5 protein-coding genes are annotated in these 4,239 nt (G+C 73.3%); 1 reads left to right on the top strand and 4 read right to left on the bottom strand.

Features of this window, described 5'->3' with window-relative positions:
* Positions 1–379 precede the first annotated feature (379 nt).
* The gene (locus tag ACWGIU_RS31170; RefSeq protein WP_453711435.1) at positions 380–904 is read right to left on the bottom strand and encodes a DinB family protein; all 525 of its coding nucleotides are present in this window, start codon (positions 902–904) and stop codon (positions 380–382) included.
* A gap of 83 nt (positions 905–987) precedes the next feature.
* Here ACWGIU_RS31170 and ACWGIU_RS31165 point away from each other — a divergent pair, with 83 nt between their 5' ends.
* Positions 988–1,893, top strand: a complete 906-nt coding sequence (locus ACWGIU_RS31165) for a Gfo/Idh/MocA family protein (protein ID WP_453711433.1) — start codon at positions 988–990, stop codon at positions 1,891–1,893.
* On the opposite strand, the gene lnt is transcribed toward ACWGIU_RS31165, so the two are convergent.
* From lnt to ACWGIU_RS31150, 3 genes are all read right to left on the bottom strand, one after another.
* Positions 1,817–3,397 (bottom strand): apolipoprotein N-acyltransferase, encoded by a 1,581-nt coding sequence (gene lnt / locus ACWGIU_RS31160; protein WP_453711431.1) that lies wholly within the window; start codon positions 3,395–3,397, stop codon positions 1,817–1,819. The genes ACWGIU_RS31165 and lnt overlap by 77 nt on opposite strands.
* Positions 3,398–3,464: 67 nt before the next feature.
* On the bottom strand, positions 3,465–3,932 hold the full coding sequence (locus ACWGIU_RS31155; RefSeq protein ID WP_453711429.1) for a nuclear transport factor 2 family protein: 468 nt from the start codon (positions 3,930–3,932) through the stop codon (positions 3,465–3,467).
* Between the two features lie 69 nt (positions 3,933–4,001).
* The gene (locus tag ACWGIU_RS31150; RefSeq protein WP_453711427.1) at positions 4,002–4,178 is read right to left on the bottom strand and encodes a hypothetical protein; all 177 of its coding nucleotides are present in this window, start codon (positions 4,176–4,178) and stop codon (positions 4,002–4,004) included.
* Between the last annotated feature and the right edge of the window lie 61 nt (positions 4,179–4,239).

The following is a 4,239-nucleotide window of genomic DNA, read 5'->3' as shown; positions in this document are numbered from 1 at the left end:
GCTGGGCGGACCGCTGGGCGGGCGCGGGAGCCCGCCGGGGCCGCGGGCGGCCCCGGGGCGTCTCCACCCGCCTCCAGCGCCTCCAGAGCGGGGGCCCGGACGACCACCGAGGCGGCCCGGGCCCGCCGCGCGGCTCATGGCGGGGAGGTACCCCGGCGGCGGGGGCCGCCGCGGGCTGCACGGGTCCGGGGCTCACATGCACACAGCCGGATACGCCGATACGGCGCAGGCGACTCCGAGCAGCAGCGTTGTCGTGGTTCGGGTTGGATGCACCCGCGCAACTCTGCTGTGCGAAGACCCCGTTGTGAAAACCCGCAGCCGATATTCACCCCGCACGGGTGACGGACCCACCCGCCGGACAGGGTCCGTGGGCGCCTCCTCAGTCGCCGGTGGCGCCGTCGGTCTGCTCGCGCAACAGGTCCGCGTGGCCGTTGTGGCGCGCGTACTCCTCGATCATGTGGGTGTAGACCCAGCGCAGGCTGAACACCTCGCCCCGGTGGTGGCTCTCGGCCTGCGAGACCAGGTCCAGCGAACGGCCCGCTGCGGCCTGGCGGGCCAGCTCGACCTCGGTCTGCCAGACCTGCTCCGCCTCGGCCCAGGTGGCCTTCTCGGAGAAGTGGAAATCGCCGTCCGGGTCCTCGCTCGTGCAGTACAGCTCGGGCAGGTCCTCGCCCAGCATGATCTCCCGGAACCAGTACCGCTCCACCTCCGCCATGTGCCGTACGAGGCCCAGGAGGCTCAGTTCGGAGGGCGCGAGCGGGGTACGGCGCAGCTGTTCGTCCTGGAGCCCCTCGCACTTCCAGGCGAGGGTGGCACGGTGGTAGTCGAGCCATCCGTCCAGCATGTCCCGCTCGTCGGCGGTGGTGGCGGGTTCGTTGCGATGTGATCCGGAACTGATGGTCATGGGCTCATCCTCGGCGAACGGCGCCCCCGCCACCAGGGATTAAGCTGCGGGAATCCCACAAGGAACCAACCTGGAGGCCCCCGGTGAAGGTCGGCTGCATCGGACTCGGCGACATCGCGCAGAAGGCGTACCTGCCCGTCCTCACCACCCGCCCGGGCATCGAGCTGCACCTGCAGACCCGTAACCCCGCCACCCTGGAGCGGGTCGGCGACACCCACCACGTCCCTGCCGCTCGCCGGCACGGCGATCTCGACTCGCTGCTCGCCGAGGGGCTCGACGCGGCCTTCGTGCACGCAGCCACCGTGGCCCACCCCGAGATCGTCGGCCGGCTGCTGGAGGCGGGCGTGCCCACGTTCGTGGACAAGCCGCTCGCCTACGAACTCGCGCCGTCGCGGCAGCTCGTGGAACGGGCCGAGCGGCTCGGGGTCTCCCTCGCCGTCGGCTTCAACCGCCGCTTCGCGCCGGCCTACGCGCAGTGCGCCGACCACGCCCGCGAGCTGATCATCATGCAGAAGAACCGGGTCGGGCTGCCCGAGGACCCGCGGACGCTGGTGCTGGACGACTTCATCCACGTCGTCGACACCCTGCGGTTTCTCCTGCCCGGCGAGGCCGACCACTTCGACGTGCGGGCGGTGGTGCGTGAGGGGCTGATGCACCAGGTGGTACTCCAGCTGTCCGGTGCCGGCTTCACCGCCCTCGGCATCATGAACCGGCTGTCCGGCTCCACCGAGGAGATCCTGGAGGTGTCCGGGCGCGACACCAAGCGGCAGGTCGTCAATCTCGCGGAGGTCATCGACCACAAGGGCCAGCCGACCGTGCGGCGCCGCGGGGACTGGGTCTCCGTCGCCCGCCAGCGCGGCATCGAGCAGGTCGTCGACCACTTCCTGGAGGCGGTCGCGGCGGGCACCACGCTCAGCGCCCGCGACGCCCTGCGAACCCACGAGCTGTGCGAGCGGGTGGTGAGCTCGGCTCTGGAGCAGGCCTCCTGAGCGAACGGCTGCCCGCCACCGCGCAGTACACCGCGAGCGCGGCGAGGGCCGCGGCCACCGGCCAGTCCCCGAAGCGGACGTAGAGGGTCGAGCCGCGGGCGAGCGGGACCTCGTACACGGCCGCCGTGCTGGCGGAGGTGGGCAGGGCGGCCCCGACCTGCTGACCGGACGGGCCGTTCACGACGCTGATGCCGGTCAGGGTGGCGTGCACCATCGGGCGGCCGTTCTCGGCGGCCCGCAGCGCGCCGAGCGAGGCGTGCTGGGACGGGGCCCAGCTCTCCTGGAACGAGGAGGTCGCCGACTGGGCGACGAGCAGGGAGGCCCCGTCCAGGGTGAGGCGCCGGCTCATGTCGGGGAAGGCCGACTCGAAGCACACCAGCGGGCCGACACGCAGGCCGCCTGGCCCGTCCGGCCGGGCGGGCAGGTCCATGACCACCGGGGTGTCGCCGCTCATCCGGTCCTCGCCCGCCGCCCTGCCGACCGAGGTGGCCCAGCCGAACAGCGCGCGGGCCGGCACGTACTCCCCGAAGGGGACGAGCCGCATCTTGTCGTACCGGTCGCCGGTGGGGCCCTGGGGGCCCACGAGGACCGCGCTCTTGTAGATCCCGGGGCGGTCCGCCCTCCGCGCATCCACGTTCACCAGCAGCGGAGCCCCGACCTCCGCGGACAGCGCGGTCAGCCGCCGGGCCAGGTCCGGGCGGGCCGTCAGGTCCGCGCCGACGCTGCTCTCACCCCACACCACCAGATCGACCCCCCGCCCGGCCAACGGCCGCGTCAGCCGTTCCCCGACGTCGAACCGCCGGTCCGGGCCGTCGGCCACCGGGCCCGGCTGTACGACGGCCACCCGCAGCCGGCCCGATTCCTCGGGCCGCGCCGCCCACACCCACACCGCCCCCGTCAGCACCGCGCACCCGGTCATCCCCGCCACCGCCGGGATCCGCGCACCGGGCACCGCGATCAGCAGCACCAGCGCGCAATTCACCGCCACCACCAGCAGGCTCACCAGCCACACCCCGCCCACCGAGGCCAGCCGCAGTACCGGCGACACCTGCCACTGGCTCGCCCCCAGCAGCCCCCACGGCCCGCCCAGCCCCTGCCAGGACCGCACCAGTTCCGACAGCAGCCACGCCGCCGGTACGAGGACGAGAGCGCAGCAGGCCCGGCCCGCCGCCGGGGTCCCGCCGAGGAGCTCCCGCACGAGGAGGGCCCAGGGGATCCAGAGCAGCCCGAGCAGCGCGGCCACCGGGATCAGGAACACGTGCAGACTGGGCAGCAGCCAGTGGTGCACGGCCAGGATGAACCCGGCGCCGCCGAGCCAGCCCTCCAGCGCGGCCCGCCGCCCGGTGGGGGCGGACCGCAGCAGCAGCAGCCAGGGCACGAGGGCGGCGTAGGCGAACCACCAGAGCGAGGGGGCCGGGAAGGCGAGGGCCGGTAGTGCCCCGGCCACCACGGCGGCGGGCGCACGCCATCGAGGGGACCACCACCGCATGCGCATCATGATCATGGCGTGCCTCCGCTTCCAGTGTGGCAGTGCCCGACGTCCGGGCCGAGTCGAGCGGCTCCGGTCCGGCTCAGGCGGTCGTGTGCCGCCATTTCTCGTGCACGGTGACGCGGGTGAGCCGCCAGCCGTCACGGGTGCGGGCCAGCGCGAAGCCGTAGCGCCCGGCGGCGACGAAGTTGGGCGAGGTGGGCGCGGCGTCGGAGTCCGGCCCCGCCAGCCGCATCGGATTGAGGAAGTCCGCCCGGACCTCGGCGCTGTCCCCGGGGGAGCCGCCCAGGTCCTCCAGCCGGATCAGCCGGTTCACGATCAGGTGCTGGCGGACGGGGAACAGCGTCATCGTCTCCGCCAGCCAGTCCGCGACCTCCGCCACCGGCCCCTCGATCCCGCCGGCCGAGCTGTAGTCGACCCTCCCGGATGCGGTGAACAGAGCCCGGTACGCGGCCCAGTCACCGTCGTCGACGGCCACCGCGTAGCCCGTGACCACTTCGTCGATCGCCAGCCGGTCCATTACCGTCGCGAGATCCACACGCTGAGTCATCGGCTCAGTGTGGGGCTGCGCGGGCGCGAGGCCAAGGGCCCTGCGTCCACCGGATCTTCCTTCGGGCGGTCAGTGAACGGAACGGGACTCCCGCTGCCGGACCACGACGAGGAACGCGTCGCTGTCCAGGTCCATGACCACCTCCGCCTGCACGCCCTCGCGCATCCGCTGCGCCGCGTACTCCTCGGCGGGCCAGCTTCCCCGCGGACTTCCGGCGGGAAACCGCTCCAGCACCACTCGACCCATGGGGCACCCCCTGCTGATTGCCTTTCGCTCTCTTCAGGCACAACGACGCGCGGGCCGTCCG

This window comes from Streptomyces sp. NPDC054840 (assembly GCF_053611065.1).
Note: the sequence above shows the minus strand (reverse complement) of the source record. Positions and strands in the feature narration are given on the sequence as shown.

Coding starts and splice junctions, on each gene's coding strand:
- ACWGIU_RS31170 (WP_453711435.1), bottom strand. CDS start 904: ATGACCATCAGTTCCGGATCACATCGCAACGAACCCGCCACCACCGCC.
- lnt (WP_453711431.1), bottom strand. CDS start 3,397: ATGATCATGATGCGCATGCGGTGGTGGTCCCCTCGATGGCGTGCGCCC.
- ACWGIU_RS31155 (WP_453711429.1), bottom strand. CDS start 3,932: ATGACTCAGCGTGTGGATCTCGCGACGGTAATGGACCGGCTGGCGATC.
- ACWGIU_RS31150 (WP_453711427.1), bottom strand. CDS start 4,178: ATGGGTCGAGTGGTGCTGGAGCGGTTTCCCGCCGGAAGTCCGCGGGGA.